Annotated in this window: 20 protein-coding genes; 12 read left to right on the plus strand and 8 right to left on the minus strand. The window is 46.9% G+C overall.

The window, feature by feature from the left end; all coding sequences use genetic code 11:
* The first annotated feature begins 3 nt into the window (after positions 1-3).
* Genes L3C95_RS13485 through L3C95_RS13495 form a run of 3 tightly spaced genes read left to right on the plus strand, consistent with a single transcriptional unit; the run spans position 4 to position 1216 of the window.
* Positions 4-561 (plus strand): RNA polymerase sigma factor, encoded by a 558-nt coding sequence (locus L3C95_RS13485; RefSeq protein ID WP_236388388.1) that lies wholly within the window; start codon positions 4-6, stop codon positions 559-561.
* Positions 562-572: 11 nt separating this feature from the next.
* Positions 573-968, plus strand: a complete 396-nt coding sequence (locus tag L3C95_RS13490) for a hypothetical protein (RefSeq protein WP_236388389.1) — start codon at positions 573-575, stop codon at positions 966-968.
* A 38-nt stretch (positions 969-1006) separates the two neighbouring features.
* Entirely contained in the window at positions 1007-1216 is a 210-nt protein-coding gene (locus L3C95_RS13495; RefSeq protein WP_149693853.1) for a hypothetical protein, read from the plus strand.
* A 66-nt stretch (positions 1217-1282) separates the two neighbouring features.
* Here the strand turns inward: L3C95_RS13495 and L3C95_RS13500 are convergent, their stop codons facing one another.
* From L3C95_RS13500 to L3C95_RS13530, 7 genes are all read right to left on the minus strand, one after another.
* The gene (locus tag L3C95_RS13500; RefSeq protein WP_236388391.1) at positions 1283-2005 is read right to left on the minus strand and encodes an Abi family protein; all 723 of its coding nucleotides are present in this window, start codon (positions 2003-2005) and stop codon (positions 1283-1285) included.
* Positions 2006-2035: 30 nt separating this feature from the next.
* Positions 2036-2269 (minus strand): hypothetical protein, encoded by a 234-nt coding sequence (locus L3C95_RS13505; protein ID WP_236388393.1) that lies wholly within the window; start codon positions 2267-2269, stop codon positions 2036-2038.
* Between the two features lie 231 nt (positions 2270-2500).
* A complete protein-coding gene (locus tag L3C95_RS13510; protein WP_236388397.1) occupies positions 2501-4387 on the minus strand; it encodes a M1 family metallopeptidase in 1887 nt (628 codons plus the stop codon).
* A 102-nt stretch (positions 4388-4489) separates the two neighbouring features.
* Positions 4490-5158 (minus strand): 16S rRNA (cytidine(1402)-2'-O)-methyltransferase, encoded by a 669-nt coding sequence (rsmI, locus tag L3C95_RS13515; protein ID WP_236388400.1) that lies wholly within the window; start codon positions 5156-5158, stop codon positions 4490-4492.
* A 107-nt stretch (positions 5159-5265) separates the two neighbouring features.
* Entirely contained in the window at positions 5266-5511 is a 246-nt protein-coding gene (purS, locus tag L3C95_RS13520) for a phosphoribosylformylglycinamidine synthase subunit PurS (RefSeq protein ID WP_089828235.1), read from the minus strand.
* 47 nt (positions 5512-5558) lie between these two features.
* A complete protein-coding gene (locus tag L3C95_RS13525; RefSeq protein ID WP_236388404.1) occupies positions 5559-6332 on the minus strand; it encodes a CDP-alcohol phosphatidyltransferase family protein in 774 nt (257 codons plus the stop codon).
* A gap of 84 nt (positions 6333-6416) precedes the next feature.
* Entirely contained in the window at positions 6417-7709 is a 1293-nt protein-coding gene (locus L3C95_RS13530; protein WP_236388408.1) for an aminopeptidase P N-terminal domain-containing protein, read from the minus strand.
* A gap of 440 nt (positions 7710-8149) precedes the next feature.
* Here L3C95_RS13530 and pckA point away from each other — a divergent pair, with 440 nt between their 5' ends.
* The 4 genes from pckA (at position 8150) to L3C95_RS13550 (ending at position 13528) form a co-directional block, all read left to right on the plus strand.
* Positions 8150-9751: a phosphoenolpyruvate carboxykinase (ATP) gene (gene pckA / locus L3C95_RS13535; RefSeq protein WP_236388409.1), complete on the plus strand. Its 1602-nt coding sequence runs from the start codon at positions 8150-8152 to the stop codon at positions 9749-9751.
* A gap of 165 nt (positions 9752-9916) precedes the next feature.
* Positions 9917-10804 (plus strand): bifunctional methylenetetrahydrofolate dehydrogenase/methenyltetrahydrofolate cyclohydrolase FolD, encoded by an 888-nt coding sequence (gene folD / locus L3C95_RS13540; RefSeq protein WP_110056204.1) that lies wholly within the window; start codon positions 9917-9919, stop codon positions 10802-10804.
* A 118-nt stretch (positions 10805-10922) separates the two neighbouring features.
* Positions 10923-11552: a 7-carboxy-7-deazaguanine synthase QueE gene (locus tag L3C95_RS13545; protein ID WP_236388411.1), complete on the plus strand. Its 630-nt coding sequence runs from the start codon at positions 10923-10925 to the stop codon at positions 11550-11552.
* Positions 11553-11632: 80 nt separating this feature from the next.
* A complete protein-coding gene (locus L3C95_RS13550) occupies positions 11633-13528 on the plus strand; it encodes an OmpA family protein (protein ID WP_236388413.1) in 1896 nt (631 codons plus the stop codon).
* Between the two features lie 128 nt (positions 13529-13656).
* Here L3C95_RS13550 and L3C95_RS13555 read toward each other — a convergent pair whose 3' ends face one another.
* Positions 13657-14472, minus strand: coding sequence for a 5'-nucleotidase, lipoprotein e(P4) family (locus L3C95_RS13555; RefSeq protein ID WP_236388414.1), 816 nt, complete (start codon positions 14470-14472; stop codon positions 13657-13659).
* A gap of 56 nt (positions 14473-14528) precedes the next feature.
* On the opposite strand from L3C95_RS13555, the gene dprA reads away from it, so the two are divergent.
* The 5 genes from dprA to lnt all read left to right on the plus strand — a co-directional run bounded on the left by dprA (position 14529) and on the right by lnt (position 20903).
* A complete protein-coding gene (gene dprA / locus L3C95_RS13560; RefSeq protein WP_236388417.1) occupies positions 14529-15638 on the plus strand; it encodes a DNA-processing protein DprA in 1110 nt (369 codons plus the stop codon).
* 457 nt (positions 15639-16095) lie between these two features.
* A complete protein-coding gene (locus tag L3C95_RS13565; protein WP_236388418.1) occupies positions 16096-16725 on the plus strand; it encodes a SatD family protein in 630 nt (209 codons plus the stop codon).
* 1 nt (position 16726) lies between these two features.
* The gene (locus tag L3C95_RS13570) at positions 16727-17455 is read left to right on the plus strand and encodes a DUF3307 domain-containing protein (protein ID WP_236388419.1); all 729 of its coding nucleotides are present in this window, start codon (positions 16727-16729) and stop codon (positions 17453-17455) included.
* A 94-nt stretch (positions 17456-17549) separates the two neighbouring features.
* Entirely contained in the window at positions 17550-19022 is a 1473-nt protein-coding gene (gene guaB / locus L3C95_RS13575; RefSeq protein ID WP_236388420.1) for an IMP dehydrogenase, read from the plus strand.
* 273 nt (positions 19023-19295) lie between these two features.
* A complete protein-coding gene (gene lnt, locus L3C95_RS13580; protein WP_236388421.1) occupies positions 19296-20903 on the plus strand; it encodes an apolipoprotein N-acyltransferase in 1608 nt (535 codons plus the stop codon).
* Positions 20904-20909: the final 6 nt, after the last annotated feature.

Below are 20909 nucleotides of genomic sequence, written 5' to 3' on the forward strand. Positions count from 1 at the left end.
GCTATGGCTGCAGAACAAAATGAGCGCATCCAGGAAACGGTGCGACAGGAGCGCAAACGCTTACTCCATTTTATCCGGAAACGGGTGAATAATGTAGCTGACGCGGAAGATATATTACAGGACGTTTTTTTCCAGTTTACAGAATATTCCCGCCTGGGTAGTCAGATTGACTCTATTACTGCCTGGCTGTTCACTGTAACCCGTAATAAGATCACCGACTGGTTCCGCAAAAAACGTGAATCCACCTTCAGCGAACATACCCGTGAGCAGGATGGAGAAGAGACCCTGTTCCTTTCAGAAATGATAGCTGACCCGGGTGCGCTTAGTGATGCGCCCATGACCCGTAAAGTAATAGCCGAGTCTATTATGGAAGCTATTGATGAATTGCCCGAGGACCAGCGCATGGTGTTTCTGCAACATGAAATAGAAGGCAAGTCCTTTAAGGAGATGGCTGCTGAAACAGGTATATCCGTCAATACCTTATTGTCCAGAAAAAGATATGCAGTGCTGTACCTGCGTGAACGGCTGGCGGAACTGTACAAAGAACTTTTAAAAGATTAAAAAGATTATATATGAAACGTCGTACTCCGAAGATTGTGCATGTGTTCAAGTTCATCGTACTTGGTGCCCTCTTCTTTTGTTTCATTGGCTTCGCCGTACAATTTCTCTGGAACTGGCTGATACCGGAGCTTTTCCACGGTCCGCTCATCACCTTCTGGCAGGCCATTGGTCTTTGCCTGCTCGGTAAACTGATATTCGGATGGCATGGTAACGGCGGCGGTGCCTGGGGTATGCGCGCCAAACAACAATGGCGCAGGAAAATGATGGAGAAAATGGAGAATATGTCAGAAGAAGAAAGAGATAAACTGCGCGAGAAATTACGCCGCTGTGGCATGCCTAACCGCTGGGGAAACGAAGGCTTTTACAATGAACCAAAAGATCAACAGAAAACAGAAACGAATCTATAATGCAAAGCTTAGCTGTAAACTACTTAACACCATTTGCCATGATAGGTATATTCAAAACCAATATAGCTACAAAAGAAGACAGGCAAAATATACTGCAGGCTATCCGTAACAGATTTGAAGTAGGTCATTGCCATGTTGACCTGGAAGACTGCGATAAAGTATTACGCATTACGGAAATGAAAGTGCAGGAAGATGATGTGATCGCATTTGTGAAGAAGCAGGGGTTTGACTGTGATGTGCTCGAATAACACGCTTGTTTTTTAGATAGATAGACTATTGTCATAGAAAGGCTGTTCTGAAAGGAACGGCCTTTTTTATGGGAGAACAGATAAGGAAGGCATAAACGCTCTTTTCTTCAGATGATCTATCTCATGGAGCATTGCATCCACGTGATCTAACCCATACAATAAGGCCCCCGCGTCGATGGCCATCCAGTTAAATAAGTCGAGAATAAGCCGGTAATGTTGCCTCGCGTAGGTTGTATCGCATACGGGTAAGCCGTTGGAAAAACAAATTGGCTCGTGATGAGCGATTCTGTTTCTAATGCCGTTTATCTTTTCCAGTTCTCCGAAAACAAAAGTATTATCGTAATGATATCCATGAATACTTTTAGGCTTGTTAGGAATGATCTTTAATAATGTGCGGCCAAATGCTGTATACTGGTGCCGGGCAAACAGATACCGCCAAAAACCAAACTTCATCCTGGCTATTAATGCAGGATGACTATAACCTGCCCCCAGCTCGGCAACAGCATCATTAATCATAAGGGGAGTTTTACCGCATTTTGGATTGTTCAATACCCCTCCAATTGTTGCGGCATCCCGCAGCCAGTCATTTCCCCAACTAACTTTGTAATGTTTATCAACAGCATTTCGTAACGCAACTTCAAAACAAGAAATAATTGTAAACACTTCCTGTGAAACCTGGAGATTCAGGCGATATAATTTCATTGCCTTGCGGGTATCTGCTCCCATTGCAGTAACATACCTTGTTAACCGGTCATTAGACATTATTGCCTCAAAACCTTTGTATCTCATCGGTATAACCTTTAAATTTTATTTTGTCAGCTAATAAACTATTGTTAACTTAGATGCATGGTTCCCAGTTGCTCCCTGGCTTTTAGCTAAACTTCTGGGTTTTTTTTTGCCCCTACCTGATCGACCACCTTTTACAAAGACAATCTGCTTATCATCTTTCTCTTTAAAACTCCATCCAGTATTAACACCAGACATTCCTGAGCAATCAAGTTTTGTTTCTGCATCCAATACTCTTAGGGATACCAGCAACTCTTTTCTTTCCATAATTATCGCTTATTGCTTACAGACGGGCTATCCATTTTCATGCAGCAGCTAAAAAGGTTAACTACATATAGGATAGGAAAAATGCACGCTCTTATTCTCTCACAATGGACTCAGTTTTTCAGCTTGCAACAATACGTAAATCTCTCTAACGGCTTAGTTAATACGAGGTTAAAAAAAAACAGGCTGCCTTCTTTCAAAAGCAACCTGTTCTCAGCTGAAATTATTTATCTGTTATCTCTTCATTACATTATTACGCCTGTCCTGATCCGCCATTCTTTCGCTCGGATCGATTTCGATCTCTGCAATCTCACTCAGCGGTATATTCACTTCGACATCATACGTCCTGTTAGTCCATGGCCAGTAGTCATGCACTACACGAGGTACAGTACTGTTTTCATCAGGTTTGGCGCCAAACATCAGCGACATCGGTATGTAATGCATTACCTTCTTACCATCTTTGGCTGTGATCAGCAGATCGATGGGCATAGGCATATTATCGATGCGCTGCAGCCTTACGATTGTCTTACCACTGTTCTCAAATGCACTGTCAATACCATAATCAATATGCTTGGTAGTATATACAAAGTATTGTTTGTACCAATCCAGTTGCAAACCACTTTCTTTCTCCATCACGCGGATGAAATCATTCACATTAGGATGTTTGAAACGCCATTCCCAATAGTACCTTAAAAGACCTCTGTCACGCGTGGAAGCACCGATGATATAACCCAGCTGTTCCAGGAATACAGCGCCTTTTGAATAGGCGGACTGGCTGTAACCGAAGTTGCTGTTATAGTGATCGGAGTGTGTGCTCAAAGGTTCTTCATAACCACTTCTCACCAGTGAAAAATAACCATTGTATGCACTTGTCTGCGGAGAAGGCGTTTTCAGAGAATCCAGTGTGTGATACACAACATTGTTTTCTGCGAAAGTAGTGAACCCTTCATCCATCCATGGATAGAGGCTTTCGTTAGTGCCCAGCATGCCCTGGTACCAGGTATGCATCCATTCGTGTGCAGCCAGACCGTATAAGCCTTCTAACTTTCCATTACCCATGATCAGCGTTGCCATCGGATACTCCATACCGCCGTCTCCTCCCTGGATGAAGGAATAGCTTTTGTAAGGATAAGGACCATAATGCGCTTTGATGTACTTGTATGCATCAGGTATCATTTTGGCTAACTGCGGCCAGGTATTTCTGGTGATATCATTCTCGATGTAGAAGAAGTGCGCCGTAAAGCCATCTACCTGCTGCGTAATGTGTTTATAGTCAGGATCAGCCGCCCACACGAAGTCGTGCACATTAGGCGCTACAAAATGCCAGGTGAGTTTATTACCTGCCGGACGTAATACTTTGCTGCCGGCCATTTCATATCCATATCCGATCTGGTTGGGATTCTGCAGATATCCGGTAGCTGCTACAACAAACTTTTTATCGATCGCGATCTTCACATCAAAGTCACCCCATACGCCATAGAATTCGCGTGCGATATAAGGCGTAGGATGCCATCCTTCATAGTCATATTCGCACATCTTAGGATACCACTGCGCCATGGAGTAATCCACACCTTCAGCGTTGTTACGGCCGCTGCGACGGATCTGAACAGGTACCTGCGCTTCAAACTCCATATCGAATGTAGTAGTGGTATGCGGCAGGATCGGCTTGGCTAAAGGCACTTCGAGGATAGTACCGATAACATTATATTGCTGACTAACGCCATCTCTTTTCAGGGAGAGTATCTTCTGATAACCGATCTGGTCAGGTTGTAGTTTGGAAATGCGGTCTGTCACGCGGCCATCCCAGTCACGTCTTTCGTTACCATTCTTGTCCCTGTATAACACAGTTTGTCCCAGTTCGCGGCTGCGAACGTCCATCATACTATTAGGCTGAAATGCGTTCCAGTAAAGATGATAGAATACTTTAAAAAGTGTGTCCGGCGAGTTGTTGGTGTATTGCAGTTTCTGTTTGCCGCTAAAGCGGTGAGCAGCAACATCCATATCGATGTCCATCACATACTTTACCCTTTGCTGCCAGCGGTCAGGCTGAGCCTGTACGCTTTGCCAACCGGCAATGAGCAGGCATGCCAGCAGGCATTTCATTACTCTCGTTTGCGTCATCCTTAAGTTCTTATTTGCGTTAAATTGAGTTACGTTGGTCTGAGATTACGTTAATCTAAGTTTATTATCGATAGGAATTCACATGAAATTGACAAGCGGGTCTTATGATTTACCTTCGACAACCAGGACTATTTCTCCCTTCACCCCTTTTTCATTAAAATAATCATGTACCTCCTGTAAGGTCCCTCTTTTATTTTCTTCAAACATTTTAGTGAGTTCCCTGCTAACGCAGCACTGACGGTCTGGTCCGAAATATTCAATCAGGTCGGCCAGCGTTCTGACCAGCCGCTGAGGAGACTCGTAAAACACCAGTGTACGCTCATCCGTAGCCAGCTGGGTAAACAATGTATGACGTCCCTTTTTTAAGGGTGGAAATCCTTCGAAAGAAAAACGGTTCATCGGGATACCGCTGTTGACCAGCGCCGGCACGAAGGCCGTAGCGCCTGGCAGGCATTCTACGGGCACGCCTGCGCGGGTACATTCACGTACGAGGAGAAAGCCCGGATCGGAAACGCCCGGTGTACCTGCATCTGTGATGAGGGCCATGGTCTTGCCGGCCTGGAGCTGCTGTACCAGGTGTTGCAGTACTTTATGTTCGTTATGCTGATGGTAGGGGGTGATGGGCTTATTGATGTTGTAATGCTTCAATAATATCCCTGAGGTGCGGGTATCTTCCGCCAGCACCAGGTCCGCTTCTTCCAGTACTTTGACTGCGCGGTAGGTGATATCGGCCAGATTGCCTATAGGAGAAGGAACAAGATATAACTTCATACAATTGCGGATTACAAATTACGAATTACGAACGACATGCAGCGACGATCATAGATGCTATAGGCTCATTCGTAATTCGACATTCGTAATCCGTAATTGCTGATTTTTTACTGGATGCTTACTTCAAAAGATTCCATTACCTGGTTAGCCAGCAGTTTCTGACAGGCCACTTCAGCCAGTTGTTTAGCTTCTTCTTTGGTAGCAGCATCTATCTGCAAGGTGATATGTTTGCCAATCCTTACGTCGTGTACATTGTTGATGCCCAGGTTCTTTAAACCACTCATTACCGCCTTACCCTGAGGGTCCAGTAATTCTTTCAGCGGCATCACATTAATATGTGCAGTAAACGTCATTTTTAAAAATTTTGACGCAAACCTAAGATTTAAATCGCAAAAAACAACTACTTAACGGCATTACCGGTAGAAGGTTTTGACACAATAGACAGCAGAACATAGCACACAAACACAAAAGGCACTGTAGCAAATTTCAGCACAGGAATACCTGCTACCGACAGTGCCACCAGCACTAAACGGGCCCAGTTAGGCTTGAGCTGCAGGCTTTTAAACTTCAGGCTAAGCATCGGTATTTCCGCTACCATCAGGTAACATAAGAGAGCTATGATAGTATACAGCACCCATATATTCTGCAGCCAGTGGGCCAGGTTGAACGGGTTGTACAATATGATCAGCGGAAAGGATGCTACCAGCAATCCTACGGCCGGTGTGGGTATACCGATAAAATTCTCTGACTGCCTGGTATCCAGGTTGAACTTGGCCAGCCTGTAGGCGGCAAAGCAGGGCACCAGCAGTGCAGGCGCCAGGTTTATATAAGAGACGTCAAATACATCGGGCATACGCATATAAGCACTGCGCAAGAGGCGGAACAACATCAGGCCCGGTACCAGGCCAAAGCTGATCACGTCTGCCAGGGAATCGAGCTCACGGCCGAAAGGCGATTGCAATTTGAGCCACCTGGCCGCCAGTCCGTCAGTAAAATCAAATAAAGCGGCCAGCACTACCATGGCAGATGCCCAGTACACCGGCTCCGGGTTGGTGATAGTATACTCTACGCCGTTGAATTCCGCAATATACTGCGGCGCATGCAGGATATAAATAACGGCCAGGGCGCCGCAAAAAAGGTTGCTGAGCGTAAGGATGTTAGGTAGTTGCTTCATTTGTATTCAAGCCGATCGCCTATGGAAATTGTATCCATAGACGATCGCACATTTTTAGCATTAAATATTTAGTAAATATATACACTATTTCTTCATCAACGACTCTATCTCCTCAGCAGTGATCGGAATATTCTTCATGAGATCCACATTGCCGCCCGCTGTCAGCCATACATTGTTCTCGATGCGGATACCCATTTTTTCTTCCTCAATATAAATACCGGGTTCTATTGTCATCACGGAATTTTCAGGAATAGGCTGGAAGAAGGATGGTCCCAAGTCATGCACTCCTATTCCAAGGTGGTGCGAAATACCGTGATACAGGTACTTGCGGTATGCCGGCGATTCAGGATCCTGGTTCTTAATGTCTCCCTCTTTCAGCAGACCGAGCTTCACAAACTCTTTTCCTGCCTCCACACCTACCATGTCATGGTATTTTGCGATGGTCAGTCCCGGCCTAAGGATAGATTTCGCATAGTTATGCAGATGCAGGCAGGCATCGTATACCTCCCGCTGACGGGCAGTGAACTTACCATTTACCGGCACGGTGCGGGTAAGGTCAGCATTGTAGCCGCCATAGGCAGCTCCGAAGTCCATGAGGATCAGTTCCCCGTCTTTACATTCCTGGTTGTTGAATATATAATGGAGGATCCGTGCACGGTCGCCGCTGGCGATAATAGAGCCATATGCCTCCCCGTCTGCCCTGTTACGCAGAAATTCATGCAGGATCTCGGCATGGATCTCATGTTCCCATACACCGGGACGGATGAACTGTAACAAACGGCGGAAGGTCTTTTCGGTAATATCTATAGCCTGTTGGATCACCTTCACCTCTTCTGCGGACTTGATGGCACGCAGTTTCTTGAATATTACAGCAGCGCGCAGGTAATTGTGCAAGGGATAGCGGCTGCGCAATTCGTCCGCGTAGCGGTAATCCCTTACCGGTACCAGGCTGGACTTACGGTTATTTTCGTTTGTATTCAGATATATATTGGTGGCATCATGGATCCAGGGCTGGAGTAAGCCATCCAGGGCGTCCAGCCATACTACCGTAGAGATACCGGAAACGGCGAAGGCCTCATCTTTCCTTAACCGGTGGCCGTCCCACTTTTCCTTTAACTCGTTAGGACGTACCAGTACCAGCACTTCCCTGTATTTCGGGTCCGGATTGTCGGGGTACAATATAACCATCGTATCCTCCTGCTCTATACCGGTCAGCCAATACAGATCCGCATTCTGCTGGAACTTATGAAGTGCGTCCCCGTTGGTGGGCAACTCATCGTTGGAATTGATGATAGCGATAGACTGGGGCTGCATTTCTGCAATAAAGCGCTGGCGATTCTTTATGAAGATCTGAGAGTCTAATGGTAAATTTTTCATATTCTTTTTTTACGGTGGTGTATGTAAATGCGCGTCAAACCTACTGAAATTTCACAATAAGCACTACCCTCTCCGGTAGTCTCCCTTCCAATATTATTATGAGGACGCCTGTTTTATGCTATGCAGGAACATAAAGCGTACTTCTTGGTCAGGATAAAATTAAAGCTGTGGAATTCAGGCGGAGACAGAAATAAATATCGGATAACATTTACCTGACTGTAATATAATGAAATATACCCTTATACGATGTAAGATTAAGCGTATAGCAACCCCTTAATTCTTTACCATTTCCTATAAAACAGCCAGATCCATTTTAGATATTTATCAAACAAATATCCATTTAGCAGTTACAATTTCTAAATTTATGCAAATCTGCAGCCTTTAATTTGACAATATCAAAAAAAGCATAGATTTGCTTACTACACCAAAACAATCTTACTATGCAAGTCAGCAGTGTAAGGAATCCTGTTGCCGACCTATTAGAGCTAGGTATACGGCAAACGAACCATATTTATTATCAACTGGAGCCAGCAGAACTGATTGCACAAACAGTAGCTTCAGGACAAGGGACAATCACCAGCAGCGGCGCACTTGCCGTTAATACCGGTCAATTTACCGGCCGGTCTCCCAAGGACAAATTTATTGTGAAGGATGAGCTTACAGCTACTACCGTTAACTGGAATGACTTCAACATTCCGGTTAGCCCGGGTAGTTTTGATAAGCTGTACGACAAGATCACCCGTTACTTTACAGGTAAGGATGTATGGGTAAGGGATGGTTATGCCTGCGCCGATCCGGCTTATCGTGTGAACATTAAAGTGATCACCGAAACGCCATGGGCGAACCTGTTTGCCTATAACATGTTCCTGCGCCCTGCCGAAGAGGAACTGGATTATATGCAGCCGGAATGGACCGTGATCCAGGCGCCGGGCTTCCTGGCAGATCCTGCTACAGACGGCACCCGCCAGGGAAACTTCGCCATGGTCAATTTCACAAGGAAAATGATCATCATCGGCGGAACAGCTTACACGGGCGAGATCAAAAAAGGCATTTTCACCATCCTCAATTACATCCTCCCACACGATCATGGTGTATTGAGCATGCACTGTTCTGCCAACCAGGGAGAAAGAGGCGATACCGCTATTTTCTTCGGATTGAGTGGTACCGGTAAAACCACGCTCAGTGCAGATCCGGACCGTAAGCTGATCGGTGACGATGAACATGGATGGGCTGCAGACAACATCTTCAACTTTGAAGGCGGCTGTTATGCCAAGTGTATAGACCTGAGTGAAGAAAAGGAACCCCAGATCTACCACGCCATCCGCGAAGGTGCACTGCTGGAGAATACCATCTGCCATCCGGGTACCACACACGTGAACTATGCGGATAAATGCATCACGGAAAACACCCGTGTGTCCTATCCATTACATTATATCGATAATGCCCTGATACCATCTATCGGCGGCATTCCGGAAAATATCTTCTTCCTGACCTGCGATGCATACGGCATATTACCACCTATCTCGCGGCTAACGCCGGAGCAGGCCATGTACCAGTTCCTATCTGGTTATACCGCCAGGGTGGCCGGTACAGAAACCGGTATTACCGAACCTACAACTACTTTCAGCACCTGTTTTGGTGCTCCTTTCCTACCCCTGCATCCTGTTAAGTATGCCTCCATGCTCGGTGAGAAACTGCGCCGTCATAAAGCAAAAGTATGGCTGGTCAATACCGGCTGGACGGGAGGCGCATATGGCACCGGTCAACGTATCAAATTGTCCTACACCCGTGCTATGGTCGCTGCAGCCCTGAAAGGACAACTGGATAAGCTGGCCTACAAGGATCATCCTGTCTTCGGCTTCTCCATTCCTGAATCATGCCCGGGCGTACCTGCAGAATTGCTGGACCCAAGTAATACCTGGGCCGACAAGGAAGCATACGATAAGCAGGCTAATGCGCTGGGACATAAGTTCGTACACAACTTTGAAAAATATGCCGATGAGGCAACCCCGGAAATTTTGTCTGCATCTCCAAGAATTTAGCTATATTGGCAATTCTTACCCTGCCTTTAAAATTTCCACTACTATTACAAGTTCACTGATGTACAGGCTGTGTCTGTCGCAAAACAAGTGACCTATTCATTATATTCATAATTGATGACAGGGAACTTGTTTTGCGGAACTTGAAAGGAAAACCTACCTTTGCGCATGCAAATTTTAGACGGTAAACTTGTTTCAGCGGCTGTTAAAGCCCAATTGGCAGATAAGGTAACTGAATTGAAAGCGTTGGGCGAAAAAGTCCCCCACCTGGCAGCCATCCTGGTTGGCAATAATCCAGCCAGCGAAACTTATGTGGCATCTAAGGTGAAGTCCTGCGCCGAAATCGGTTTTCACTCTACTCTTTTACGCTTCGATGCGAAGATCTCTGAAAAGCATTTACTGGACAATATCACACTGCTGAATGAAAACGCAGATATTGACGGTATACTTGTACAACTTCCTCTTCCAAAACATATCAACGAAGAACTGGTGATCAACACCATTGATCCCAGCAAGGATGTGGATGGCTTCCATCCCATGAACGTCGGTAAAATGGTGGCAGGACTGCCTACTTATATTCCCGCAACTCCTTACGGCATTATGCTGATGCTGGAACACTACAATATCCCTACAAAAGGGAAACATGCGGTAGTGATCGGACGCAGCCACATCGTAGGTACGCCGATGAGCATCCTGCTGAGCCGTAACGCCAATCCGGGCAACTGCACCGTGACACTCACCCACTCACAGACAGCAAACCTGAAAGAGATCTGTCTCCAGGCAGATATCATCGTGGCAGCCATCGGTCGCCCGAACTTCGTTACTGCTGACATGGTGAAGGAAGGTGCTGTCGTGATCGACGTAGGTATCAACCGTATTGAAGATGCCAGCAAAAAGAGCGGTTTCAGACTGGTAGGCGATGTGGATTACAACGCTGTAGCACCTAAAACCAGCTTCATCACGCCGGTACCGGGCGGTGTAGGTCCTATGACCATCGCAGCATTGCTGAAAAACACCTACCACGCTTCTCTGGGTCAGAAAGTAAACATGAACTAAGAATATCCTGTAAAACGCTTAACACTTTGTACGCCCCGCGGCGTGTAAAGCGTTAAGCGTTCTGCATTTCCGGGGACTGATCCGTCAGTGATTCTCCCCATTTACGTACCTTTGCAAAATGTCAACAACTACAGCCGATATCGCAACATCTCTTCAGCTCCCTGTAATGGAACGTTTCTACACCCTCCAGGGTGAAGGTAACTACCAGGGGCAGGCCGCGTATTTTATACGCCTGGGCGGATGTGACGTAGGCTGCCACTGGTGTGACGTAAAAGACAGCTGGGACGCTTCCCGCCACCCGCTGATCGCTATCAGCGAACTTGTACAGGACGCAGCTGTACATCCCGGCCGTATTGCCGTGATTACAGGTGGAGAACCCCTCATGCATAACCTGGATGCACTGACAGACGCCCTGCACCAGGAAGGCTTCCGTACCCATATGGAAACTTCCGGCTCCTCTCCTTTAAGTGGACACTGGGACTGGATCACACTATCCCCAAAGAAATTCAAGGCGCCTCTCCCGGAGATCTGTGGCGTAGCCCATGAACTCAAAGTGGTGATATTCAACAAAACTGATTTTGCCTGGGCAGAAAAATATGCTGCACTGGCAGGCCCTCACTGCAAGCTCTACCTGCAGCCGGAATGGGACCGTGCAGCCCAGATCACTCCCCTGATCATCGACTACATCAAAGAAAATCCCAAATGGCAGCTCTCGCTGCAGGTGCATAAGTACATCAATGTACCTTAAAACCTTTACCCTACATCACTTTAACGCCTTACATTTGTGCTTTTTTTCATATATTGGCGGCCTAGCCAATCTAAAAAGTTATGAAGAGAGTCTTTCTATTGATGAGCAGTTGCTTCCTGTTATGTCTGGAACTGAGCGCCCAGGTCATAACCTATGAGAACGCGAAGAAAAAAGCACAGAAAACTTTTGACGATGCTCAGATGGCAGTAAGGGAATACCGTATGACGGATGCTATTGACCTGCTGAAAGATGCTGTAAGACAGGAACCCGGATTTACAGACGCCTACGGGCAGATGGTCATCACGTACGCGGAAATGAAACAATATAAGGAAGCCATCATCAATTACGAAACGCTGAAAAGGCTTGACAGTCCATCCACCAGACCCGCAATGCTGTCTTACGCGAAAGCACTGGCAGGTGAAGGACGCTTCAGCGAAGCACTGGCCAATGTTAATCTGTACATTCAGACCAACAAAACCAGAAGCGCCAGAGCGGAAGCACTTCAGAAAGCTTACACATTCGCATCAAAAGCCGCGGCCAAACCGGTGCCTTTCAAACCACGCAACATGGGCGACAGCATCAATACCAAGGATCCGGAATATTTCCCGTCCCTGACTATCGATGGCCATACCCTGGTTTTCACCCGTCGCGTGAACAGCAAGAATGAAGACTTTTACGTGTCTGAAAAGGACGATAGCCTCGGCTGGATGCCGGCCTATGGCTTCGGTTCGCCGGTAAACACTGCTAACAACGAAGGTGCACAGAATATCTCCCAGGATGGGAATATGCTGGTGTTCACCGGTTGCGACTTCCCCGGAGGAAGAGGTAGTTGCGATATCTATTACACTATCAGAACGGAAGAAGGCCTGTGGGTAGAACCGATGAACATGGGCTCTCCTATCAACACACGCGACTGGGACTCACAACCCAGCCTTTCGGCAGACAGGCAGACATTGTACTTTGCCCGTGAGACTGCGGATGCAGGTTCAGAGATCTTCATGAGTAAATTACAGCCCAACGGTAAATGGGGCTTTCCGGAGCGACTGGATTCGAACATCAACACCCCCGGACGCGAAACCACTCCTTTCATACATCCCGATAACCAGACCTTATATTTCGCATCCAACGGACATCCGGGTTTTGGTGATATGGATATCTTCTTCTCCCGCCGTCAGCCTGACGGTAGCTGGGGACCAGCAGTTAACCTCGGCTATCCGATCAACACTGTTGACGAAGACGCCAGCCTGATAGTTGCTGCAGATGGTAAAACTGCTTATTTCGCATCAGACAGATCTGACAGCCGCGGACAACTGGATATCTATAGCTTTGAGCTGTACCCGGAAGCACGTCCGCAGCGAACACTCTTTGTGAGAGGTTATGTGTATGACGCCAAAACCAAACGTCGCCTTGTAGGTAATGTGGAACTCACGGACCTGGAAACAGGAAGGACAGCCGCTGTTGTACGCACGGATAAAATAGGCAATTACCTGATACCATTGCCAACAGGTAAAGACTATGCCTTTAACGTGAACCGTAAAGGTTACCTGTTCTATTCTGATAATTTCTCTCTGAAGAATAAGACAGACGATTCCATGTTCGTCAGGGATATTCCTCTCGTGCCGCTGGATACAAGTGCCGTAATGGTGTTGTACAACATCTTCTTCGATACCAGACAATTCAACCTTAAACCCGGTTCTGAAATTGAGTTGAACAGGCTTGTAGGATTGATGCAGGAGAACTCAACTCTGATCGTAGAGATCAGCGGACACACAGACAATATCGGTAACGACAAAGACAATATGATCCTGTCTGAACGCCGTGCGCAGGCGGTAGTGAAATACCTTGTGGATAAAGGCATTCCGGCTGAAAGATTGCAGGCGAAAGGTTACGGAGAAACGCTACCTGTAGCGGATAATAGTACTCCGGGCGGAAGGGCCGCAAACAGAAGAACGGAATTCAAGATATTGAAGCTGTAGTTGCAGGGCTATACGTAAAATAAAAACAGGAATAACGCTGTTCATTCAATGCGTTATTCCTGTTTTTTTTGTGGATGATATGCGGCGGGCCGTGTATTTGTAGCCCGGGGGCACAATTAAACGTCACCTCATTTATAATCTTTCATCTGCGCTCTCAGCAACGAATCCATTTCCGCCGGCCGACGCTTGTAATCATACTGAAACATTGCCGGCAGCCAATCTCCGTACATTGGATTGGGCAATACAATAAACCGCTTTCCAAAATCAGCTGCGGATTGTTGTGTAACCTGTTCACGCTTTTCGACAGGTTGTTTGTCGAAGATCGCTGCAAAATCGCTCAGGTTATCGCCCATCAGCAAGATGATGTGATGTGTCTGTGCTACTTGCTGGCGGCGGCTTTCCTTGCCTGAAGTAGTTGTCTTCAGGAACAGATGTTCATTGTCAGCATCAGGGAAATGCCAGCGTTGCAGGTTCTCTAACGTTGACGCACGTTCTGCTTCCGAGCGGTTGGTAATGTAAAAAACACGTACACCTTTCGATGCCGCATATTGCAGAAAGGACAATGCACCAGGCACTGTATCTGCAGCGGCTTTTGCGGTCCATTCCATCCATGTTTTCTCTGCATAACCTTCACCTCTCAAAGCGGTATGCACTGTATAGGGACTGTTATCCAGCACAGTTTCATCGATGTCTGTGACAATTGCTGGCGGTAGTGTGGATGACTGTGCGAGGCTTTCATCCAATCTTACTCTCGCAATGTTATAAGCCTGGAAACACAGGGCTTTGTATTCTGCTGCTTTCTGCTGCCAGAGGGCGGCCCAGGCCGGACCATAAGGTTGCAGAATAGTGGATGATGGCGCCTGTGAAACAGGCGGCTGCGTGGTCTTACAGGCACTCATTCCTGCAAGCAATGCACATGTGAGTAAAATATTTTTGTATTGCATGGGAGTAAACAGAAGAAGTTTTAACTTAGATATGTTAACCGCAAAAATACGCAATTATGCAGGAGGAATTACGCCACCAGATTGCTCTTACACAAATTCCACAAATAGGAGATGTTGTCGCCAAAAAGTTACTTGCACATTTCCGTTCAGCCAGTGCAGTTTTTGAAGCCAGTAAATATGAACTGGAGCACATTCCCGATATCGGCGCTGTAAGGGCCGCTGCCATCCTGGAATTTTGCGATTACGACCAGGTAGACCGGGAGATGGAATACATCGCGCAAAACGATATACAGCCTGTCTTTTATACCAGCGCTCAGTATCCACAACGGCTGAAGCATTGTGCAGACAGTCCTGTGATGTTGTATTATAAGGGCAATGCAGATCTCAATGCCGGCAGGATAGTCAGTATTGTAGGCACACGTGCACCAGGCGATTATGGCAAAGCAATATGTGCGAAGCTGGTGGAAGACCTGGCTGCACATAACGTCATAGTGGTGAGTGGCATGGCCTACGGCATAGACATTATAGCCCATAGACAGGCGCTGCTACATGGTATTCCCACCGTTGGCGTACTGGCACATGGATTGGACCGCATCTATCCGCCACAGCATAAAGGCACTGCTACGGCAATGCTCGGAAACGGCGGACTGCTCACTGAATTCCTCAGTAATACCCAGCCCGACAAACAGCATTTCCCAATGCGCAACCGTATCGTGGCCGGTATTGCCGACGCTACTATCGTAGTGGAAAGCGGTCTGAAAGGAGGCTCTCTCATCACTGCAGATATAGCCAACAGCTACAACAAAGATGTCTTTGCTGTTCCCGGCCGCATCGGTGATCCACATGCCGCCGGCTGTAACGAATTGATCAGAACGAACCGGGCCATGCTGATCACCAGTGCAGCTGATCTGTTGCAGGCGATGGGATGGGACCAGCATCAGGCGCCTAAAGTGCAACCAGATCCTCAGCTGGGATTGTTTGTAACGCTGGACGAAGAAGAGCGACATATCCTGACGCTTTTCACCGGAAATGATGAGAAACACATCGACCAGCTCCGCCGGGAAAGTTATTTACCTGGTAGCCAGGTTGCCTCTCTGGTGTTGAAACTGGAGATGCAGCATGTATTGAAAGGGTTGCCGGGGCAGAAATATCAGGTGATAAATTAGGGGGAGATGTGTATGGTCGGACGCCTGTATTTCGGGTTGCGCCTGTTCCTCCCCCGGGGGCGTTTGGATGACGCCGCATTTCCGGGTTACGCTTGTTCCTCCCCCGGGTTGAAACCCGGCGCTACAAACACAGCACTCCTAAAGGAGTGCTATTTCATGACGGACGCCTGTGTTCCCGGTTGCTGGCATTTCCAGGAGCTGCGTTTGTTCTTGCCCTGTTTCTGTTGCTCGTTCTCTCCGTCTTCTCTGCTTATTCTCTCCTTGGTCTCTCCTTGTTTCTCTCAAGGTAGTTTTTGATATTACAGGGTAGCAATTGTTGGGGGAAGTGATTTCTGACGGCATTTATCGGTTAATCAACCGATTCTCTCAAGATTATCGGCTATTGGACCGATATTCTGAATTATCGGCTAATCAACCGATATTTTAAAATATCGTCTAAATAACCGATATTCATAGTATGACGAGCATTATTACAGGCGACATTATCAACTCACGGGGTCAAAACGACCCGGGTATCTGGCTGCATCCTCTAAAAGAACTGCTGGGAGAATGGGGGAAATCCCCAAAAACCTGGGAGATATTCAGAGGAGATAGCTTCCAGCTGGAGGTCAGCAAACCGTGGAAGGCATTGCTGGCAGCTATCCGTATAAAAGCCTGCATTAAGTCAATAGAAAAGCTGGATGTCAGGATAGGCATCGGTATTGGCGAAAAAAATTATAGTGCGCCCCATATTACCGAATCAAACGGACCGGTTTTTGTTTATTCGGGAGAAACGTTTGAAGAATTAAAGAAGCAAAAACAGCGTTTAAGTATTAAAACTCCCTGGCCGGAACTGGATACGCAGCTGAACCTGATGTTCCGGCTGGCAGCTGTTGCGCTGGACAAATGGACGCCGGCAACAGCACAACTTGTGGCCATATCTATTGCGAACCGTGAACTTTCACAGAAAGAACTGGGGGATCAGATCGGACGTACACAATCTACTATCAGTGAGGGGCAAAAAAGGGCCCATTATGAGGAAGTGATGGCATTAGAGCACTACTACCGAAAATGTATTAAAGAATGTATTTCAAAAACACATACATGATATGATACTCTTTCTGCAACTATTTTTAGCACATATCCTGGGTGATTTCTTTCTGCAGAACAACAAATGGGTTACCAACAAAGAATCGCTGAAATGGCGTTCGCCATACCTTTATATACACGCGCTCATTCATTTCTGGCTCATATTACTGGTGACATGGAATTTTGATAACTGGAAGATCGCTTTCGTGATCATGCTCACCCACCTGCTCATAGATGGCGTAAAACTGGAATATCAACAGCCTGCATATCAGCGGGCATGGTTTTTCGGAGATCAGCTGGCACACCTCATAGTAATAGGTTTCGTCTGGGCATTTCACGAAAAAATAACCTGGCAGTATACAGACATCATCACTGTTAAAGGCCTTATTATATGTATTGCTATCCTGTTTGTGCTGAAACCCGCATCTATTATTACAAAAAACACAATATCCCGCTGGACGCCCAACGGCAATCCGAGTCAGCATATATCAGCAATAGAATCATTGAAGGACGCCGGTGAATGGATCGGATTCCTGGAACGCCTGATGATATTGACTTTTATATTGATGGGCAAATGGGAAGGTGTAGGTTTCCTGCTGGCCGCTAAATCCGTCTTCAGATTCGGAGATCTGAAAGAACCGAAAGAGACCAAACTGACTGAATATGTGGTGATAGGCACATTCCTGAGCTTCTTTATTGCGATCATGACAGGGCTGCTGAGCAGCCATTTACTAACAGTGTTAAAGTAAACTTCACATCAGCCGTTTCATCAACATTTTTCTATTTGCCTAAATAGGCGTACATTTGCGTGCAATTATTTAATAACTGACAAATAGTTGCAACATGCCTGCCGGAAAATCAAAACCGAAATTTGTAGAGGACGGACTTACTTTTGACGACGTACTTCTGGTTCCCGCCTACTCTGAGGTACTACCCAGAGACGTAAACATCTCAACGCAACTTACCAAAAACATACGCCTTAACATACCAATGGTGTCTGCTGCCATGGATACTGTTACTGAAGCTAACCTGGCCATTTCACTGGCTCGTCAGGGAGGCATTGGTATTCTGCATAAAAATATGAGCATTGAAAAACAGGCAGAACTGGTTAGAAAAGTAAAGCGCAGTGAAAACGGCCTGATACTCGACCCGGTTACCCTGCATGCCAATGCTACTATCGGAGAAGCACTCCGCCTGATGAAAGAAAACAGCATCGGTGGTATTCCAATCGTAGATGATGCCAGTAAACTGGTAGGTATCCTTACCAATCGTGACCTGCGTTTCGAAAGAAACCACAAACGCCTGGTAAGTGAAGTAATGACCTCTCAGAACCTGATCACTGCACCTGAAGGAACTGATCTGAAAAAAGCAGAAAAGATCCTCCAGCAGAATAAGATAGAGAAACTGCCTGTAGTTGCTAAAAATGGTAAACTGGTAGGCCTCATCACTTACAGAGACATCCTGCAGGTATCCAGCTATCCAAACGCTGTAAAAGACGCTTATGGCCGTCTGCTGGTAGGTGCTGCTCTTGGTATCACTCCTGATGTACTGGATAGAGCACAGGCACTGATCAATGTAGGTGTGGATGTAGTTTGTCTTGATAGTTCACACGGTCACTCCATCGCTGTTATAAACAGTCTCAAGAAACTCAAGAAAGCATTCCCTAAACTCGAAGTGATAGCTGGTAACGTAGCTACCGGCGAAGGTGCACTGGCACTGGCTAATGCAGGTGCTGACGCTGTAAAAGTTGGTGTAGGACCTGGTTCTATCTGTACTACCCGTGTAGTAACAGGCGCTGGTTTCCCTCAGCTCTCTGCTGTCATGCTGGCCGCCGAAGCACTGAAGAAAACAGGTGTACCGGTGATCGCTGACGGTGGTATCCGTTACACAGGCGACATGGTAAAAGCACTGGCTGCAGGTGCATCCAGCATCATGGCCGGTTCCATCTTTGCAGGTGTGGAAGAAAGCCCCGGAGAAACAATCATCTACGAAGGCCGTAAATTCAAATCCTACCGTGGAATGGGTTCACTGGAAGCAATGGTAGAAGGTAGCAAGGACCGCTATTTCCAGGAAGAAGATGATATCAAAAAGCTGGTACCGGAAGGTATCGTAGGTCGCGTACCTTACAAGGGTATGCTGTCTGAAGTGATCCAGCAATTCGTTGGTGGTCTGCGTGCAGGTATGGGCCTCACCGGTTCCAAAGATGTAAAGGCACTGCAAGCAGCTCAGTTCATCAAGATATCTCCTGCTACTGTGAAGGAAAATCACCCGCACGACGTAGTGATCACAAAAGAAGCACCGAACTACAGCAGATAATCTCTGCTACGGTCTGCTAAACAAAACTGACCGAAGTAGCTGATGATACACAACATACAGTTGAACAATAACTGATGCCTGATCATCACTGCTCAACATAATTAATAAAAGCCTCCTGCATAGAGCCAGGAGGCTTTTTTATTATTATTTAATAATTTATTTCCTATACTACTTTTATATTCGCTCTTTCTCGTCCGGTAAGCCGGGCGAACAGAGAAATCATATTACGGTTATCTGCATGCCGTAGATAACCGTTTACAAAATCAATTGACTATGAACCGCTGGTTACCCATACTACTAAGCCTTGCCGGTGCATTGCTGTTATGGGCCGCATGGCCAACCTCTCCCCTTACCTTGCTGATATTTATTGCGTTTATTCCGCTGCTGCGGATAACAGACCTTGTAACACACCGCGCTAAGTACTTCGGCTGTATCTTCCTGACGCTGTTCCTCTGGAATGTGGCCACCACCTGGTGGGTGGGCAATACCACCGTACCCCTCAGCGGCGTGGCTGCTAACCTGATCAATACGCTGCTGATGAGCATCCCCCTGTTGGGATATCATCGCACAAAAGCACGGGTAGGGCAAACAGCCGGTTATTTTGCACTGATAGTATATTGGTTGACGTTTGAATACATCCACCTCAACTGGGAATTCAGCTGGCCCTGGCTCAGCCTGGGTAATGTGTTTGCCATGCATCCGGGATGGGTGCAGTGGTATGAATATACCGGCGTAAGCGGTGGTACGCTGTGGGTGCTGCTTTGTAATATCCTCATCTATCACACCTGGCTGCAGCGCAGGCAGTACCCTGTACCGCTGGGTACTTTTCTGTGGAAAACAGGCTGGCAACCTGCCGTCGCTATTGTGATCCCGTTTCTACTCAGTTCGCTGGTACAGTATAGTTTCGAAGCGCCTAAAGGCCCTACTGCCCGGGTGGTGATCGTACAGCCTAATATTGACCCTTACGACAAATTTGCTGAAGAGAATGAGCGGATGCAGCTGGATAAACTACTGGCTTTATCTGCGCAGAAAACCGATAATACCACGGCATATATTATATGGCCGGAAACTGCGTTATTTACACATGGCGTGTGGGAAAATAAACTGACCTATGAGGACGAAACGGAGCAGATCAGGCAGTTCCTGAGACGTTACCCCAAGGCAACGCTGGTGAGTGGCGCAACCACCCTGAAACGCTATGATGTGATTGACGAAACGCCTAAAATGGCCCGCAGTACGGAAGACGGGACGCTCAGGTATGACGCATTCAATTCGGCTATCCAGCTGGATACCTCCTACGGCGTACAGATCTATCATAAATCCAAACTGGTGCCCGGCGTGGAAATCATACCCTATGTGCGTTATCTCGCCTTTATGAAAGAACTGGCCCTGGATCTGGGTGGCATCACAGGAGGATATGGACATACTCCAGGCGTTGAACTGCTGGAAAATAATCGCACACACATTAAAGTATTGCCCACTATTTGCTATGAATCTGTGTACGGTGAGTTTGTGGCAGAACATGTAAGAAGAGGCGCCAACCTGCTGTTTGTTATTACCAACGACGGCTGGTGGGGCAATACAGAAGGCCATCGCCAGCATGCACAATACGCCCGCCTGAGAGCTATCGAAACCCGGCGCTGGGTAGCCCGCAGCGCCAACACTGGTATTTCCTGTATCATAGACCCGATGGGCAGGATGCAGCAGCCATTACCATACTGGAAAGAAGGAGTTATTGTCGGAAATGTAACACCGGGCGATACATTTACGTTCTACGTGAGGTTTGGGGATCTTATATCCAAAGCAGCTGTTGCGTTCTGTATAATAATGATATTGTATAGTTTCTATCTGAAGTTCAGATTTTCAGTACCCAATTCCTGATTAAAA

It is taken from the genome of Chitinophaga filiformis (assembly GCF_021646545.1).
In the GTDB taxonomy this organism is placed as follows: domain Bacteria; phylum Bacteroidota; class Bacteroidia; order Chitinophagales; family Chitinophagaceae; genus Chitinophaga; species Chitinophaga filiformis_A.

Coding starts and splice junctions, on each gene's coding strand:
- L3C95_RS13505 (WP_236388393.1), bottom strand. CDS start 2,269: ATGGAAAGAAAAGAGTTGCTGGTATCCCTAAGAGTATTGGATGCAGAA.
- L3C95_RS13500 (WP_236388391.1), bottom strand. CDS start 2,005: ATGAGATACAAAGGTTTTGAGGCAATAATGTCTAATGACCGGTTAACA.
- guaB (WP_236388420.1), top strand. CDS start 17,550: ATGCCTGCCGGAAAATCAAAACCGAAATTTGTAGAGGACGGACTTACT.
- purS (WP_089828235.1), bottom strand. CDS start 5,511: ATGACGTTTACTGCACATATTAATGTGATGCCGCTGAAAGAATTACTG.
- L3C95_RS13565 (WP_236388418.1), top strand. CDS start 16,096: ATGACGAGCATTATTACAGGCGACATTATCAACTCACGGGGTCAAAAC.
- L3C95_RS13545 (WP_236388411.1), top strand. CDS start 10,923: ATGTCAACAACTACAGCCGATATCGCAACATCTCTTCAGCTCCCTGTA.
- rsmI (WP_236388400.1), bottom strand. CDS start 5,158: ATGAAGTTATATCTTGTTCCTTCTCCTATAGGCAATCTGGCCGATATC.
- L3C95_RS13495 (WP_149693853.1), top strand. CDS start 1,007: ATGATAGGTATATTCAAAACCAATATAGCTACAAAAGAAGACAGGCAA.
- lnt (WP_236388421.1), top strand. CDS start 19,296: ATGAACCGCTGGTTACCCATACTACTAAGCCTTGCCGGTGCATTGCTG.
- L3C95_RS13570 (WP_236388419.1), top strand. CDS start 16,727: ATGATACTCTTTCTGCAACTATTTTTAGCACATATCCTGGGTGATTTC.
- L3C95_RS13555 (WP_236388414.1), bottom strand. CDS start 14,472: ATGCAATACAAAAATATTTTACTCACATGTGCATTGCTTGCAGGAATG.
- L3C95_RS13490 (WP_236388389.1), top strand. CDS start 573: ATGAAACGTCGTACTCCGAAGATTGTGCATGTGTTCAAGTTCATCGTA.
- pckA (WP_236388409.1), top strand. CDS start 8,150: ATGCAAGTCAGCAGTGTAAGGAATCCTGTTGCCGACCTATTAGAGCTA.
- dprA (WP_236388417.1), top strand. CDS start 14,529: ATGCAGGAGGAATTACGCCACCAGATTGCTCTTACACAAATTCCACAA.
- L3C95_RS13525 (WP_236388404.1), bottom strand. CDS start 6,332: ATGAAGCAACTACCTAACATCCTTACGCTCAGCAACCTTTTTTGCGGC.
- L3C95_RS13530 (WP_236388408.1), bottom strand. CDS start 7,709: ATGAAAAATTTACCATTAGACTCTCAGATCTTCATAAAGAATCGCCAG.
- L3C95_RS13550 (WP_236388413.1), top strand. CDS start 11,633: ATGAAGAGAGTCTTTCTATTGATGAGCAGTTGCTTCCTGTTATGTCTG.
- L3C95_RS13485 (WP_236388388.1), top strand. CDS start 4: ATGGCTGCAGAACAAAATGAGCGCATCCAGGAAACGGTGCGACAGGAG.
- folD (WP_110056204.1), top strand. CDS start 9,917: ATGCAAATTTTAGACGGTAAACTTGTTTCAGCGGCTGTTAAAGCCCAA.
- L3C95_RS13510 (WP_236388397.1), bottom strand. CDS start 4,387: ATGACGCAAACGAGAGTAATGAAATGCCTGCTGGCATGCCTGCTCATT.